The organism is Deltaproteobacteria bacterium, assembly GCA_003696105.1.
Taxonomy (GTDB): Bacteria; Myxococcota_A; Polyangia; order Haliangiales; family J016; genus J016.
The window spans coordinates 1-2,892 of the sequence record RFGE01000171.1; the positions used below are offsets into that span (position 1 = coordinate 1).

General features: G+C 72.4%; 2 protein-coding genes. Both read right to left on the minus strand.

All coding sequences use genetic code 11. The annotated features are described in order from the left end of the window. The coding region (locus tag D6689_11425) for a hypothetical protein (protein RMH41316.1) at positions 1 to 1,957 on the minus strand (1,957 nt) is incomplete at its 3' end. Between the two features lie 238 nt (positions 1,958 to 2,195). Continuing rightward, on the minus strand, positions 2,196 to 2,732 hold the full coding sequence (locus tag D6689_11430; GenBank protein RMH41317.1) for a hypothetical protein: 537 nt from the start codon (positions 2,730 to 2,732) through the stop codon (positions 2,196 to 2,198). Between the last annotated feature and the right edge of the window lie 160 nt (positions 2,733 to 2,892).

Sequence of the window (2,892 nt, forward strand, 5' to 3'; positions counted from 1 at the left end):
CCAGAGCCGCTTCGAACGCCTTGATCGCCTCGGCCTGGTTCGAAAACCGTTCGAGGTACAAGTTCGCGATGCGCAGGTGAAGCGCGACCCGCTCTGCGACATCCGGGACGAGCGGCGCTTTCTTGTTCAGCGTGTTGACCAGATCGGGCCACCGCTTCATCGACTCGTACTGCGCCGCCATCGCATCGAGCGTGGCCACGTCGTCCGGCTGAAGCTGGTGGATCTGGTTGAGCGTATTGACCACCATGACGTCCAGCCGCAGTTGGTCGCGATAGATGTCGACCAGCTCGCGCAGGACGCGCACCTTCTGTTCGGTCGTCTTCGCGGCGCGCGCCTCCTCGTCCTTGAGCGCCTCGACCAGCGCGTTCCACCGTGCGTTGTCGCGCAGCACGCGGGCCAGTTCCCGGCGCGGCGCCCGCGTCGACGGATCCACGGCGATCGCCTTGCGCCAGGCATCGATCACCTTGTCGGGCGGCGCCCCCTCGGCCTCGAGCGCGCGCGCCGCATCGATCGCCGCGCGCTGCTCGTCCGAGATCTCCTCGGCGCCATCCGGCTCGTCGGCGACGGGCGGCGGCGTGCGATCCGAGTCGACCGCCTGCCCCGCGTCCGGCGCCGCCGCGCCCGCGTCAGCGGCCGCGGGTGCCGCATCGCCATCCGCCGCGACCGCGTCGTCCTTGCGCCGGCGCTTCTTGCGCTTCGACGCCGGCTTCGCTTCCGCCGGCGTCGACTCCGCGTCCGGGGCCGCCCCCTGCGTCGCCTCCGCGTCGGTCTCCGGCCCGGCCGGCGGCTCGGTCTCCGACGCGGCCGGCTCGGCGGCCTCTGCCGCGGGCCCGGCAGCCGCATCGAAGTCGGCGAGTTCGGGCGCATCCGGATCGAGCTGGCGCACGACGTCGAAGTACTTGCGCGCGCGCTCGACATCCCCCATTTCGCGCCACGCGATCAGGCCCGCCTGAAGCGCCATGTATAGCTTGCGGTCGTCGTCCAGGTGGCCGAGCATCGCGTCGGTGAGGGCCAACACGCGCTCCCACTCGTTGGATCCCCCGAAGATTTCGCGCACCAGGTGGAACGCGGCGACCTGCGCGGGCGGAGGCGGCGCGCCGTTTTGCGACGCCGCTTCCATCGCCTTGGCGAAGAACTTGGCGGCGCGTACGCGGTCCTTGAAGCGCTGGACCCACTCGAGCGCAAACTTGCGGTACAGCGCCGCGCGCGTCGCATCGTCCGCGGCCGCATAGGCGCGCCTTTCGTGGAGCTGCTCCAGGTCGTCCCAGCGCTCGCGCTGCGCCAGGAGCAACTCGTACGCAAAGTTGGCGTGTTCGTTCTGGGGGTCGAACTCGAGCACCCGCTTGAGCAGCCGCTCGTACGTGTCCTCGTCGCCGCCCTCGTTGCGGACGATGCGCGCGGCGCGAAGCAGCATGCGCGCGGCCGTCGTGGAATCGGCCTTGTCCGCCTCGGCCACGAGTCGATCCACGGTATCGGCCCACAGCTCCGGGTCGTACTCCGCCGCGGCGAGCGCGTCGCGAACGCGCACCGAATCGGGGTCGACCTCCAGCGCCGTCTTGAGCAACGAGACCGCGCGGTCCCGGTTGCCGCAGTCGAGGTGCGCCTCGCCGACGAGCGCGGCCAGTTCGGCCGCCGCCCGCGGATCGCCGGCCGCCTTGAGCTGCAGTTCGCCGACCTTCGCGACCATCTCCAGGCGACCGAGTTCTCGGTAGACCTCGCGCGCCCGCTCCAGCGCCTTGATGTTCGCCGGATAGATCTTCCACGCGCGCTGGTACAGCGCCAGCGCGCGATCGCGCTCCGGTACGACCTCCTCGGTCAGCACGGCGAGATCGAATAGAAGCTCCGAGCGACGTGCGACATCGTCGATCTGATCGAGCTCGCGCTCGAGATCGTCGATGGCCTGATTCCAATCCCGGTACCTGCGCAGTCGCTCCTTGAACTCGCTGCGAATTTCCATCGGCGGTCGGCCCTCTTTGCTTGTGACGACACGGGCCTCCCCCCGGGCGACGTCGATCGCCCGGTCGGGGCATGAGACCCGGAAGCTTGTATATCACGGAAACTACAGCGTGATCAGTACAACCACGAGCGATCTGGACGCGCGCGTACGGGCACCGCGACCTCGCGGTCACCGGTCGCGAAGGCCGTCGCCCGAATCGGCTGCGCGCGCTGCGGGTGAACGGCTCCGAGACCGGTCGCTACTCGTCGCGCCCCCGCGCCGCTGGCGGTTCGCGCGGGGCGCGGGGCGACGGCGGCGCCGCCGCCAGGTCGGCCCGACCACCGGATCGATGCGCCGCCGCCAGGTAGGCCGACCGCCGGATCGATGCACCGCTGCCGCGCGACGACGGCGCGCGGGTCCCCGCCCACCTTGCCGCGCGGGGAGTTGCGCCGGCTCGATGCACCGCTGCCGCGCGACGACGGCGCTGCCGGCCCGTCCAGATCCCGCGCCGCGCACGGGATTCGAGCGCGGCGGCCGGCGCTCGCGCGGCGAACGCCGGCCGATCCGGCGCCGCGCGTCGGCCCGGAAACGCACGCGGCCGCCGACCGGTCCGGTCGCGTCGGACCAGGGCCGCCGCGCGCGGGCCGTCGCCCGCGACATCGCCGGCGCTCCGCGTCCGGCCCCCGATCTCGCGGGCCGCCACGCCGTCGACGACGCGCGTCGACGATGCGCGCCGCGCATCGCTGTCGGACCGACCGCGCCCGCTCGTCGCGGTCCATCGGACGGACGCGCGCACGTCGCCGCACCCACTCGCCCATCCGCGACCGTGCGCCGCCTCGCGCCGATCCCGGCGTGGCCCGACGTTCCGGGGCCCCCGCGCGCTCGGGACTCCGCGGCGCCCACGGCCGGCGCTACATTGCCATCAGCCGCATGAGCATGTCATTGGCGGCCTGCAC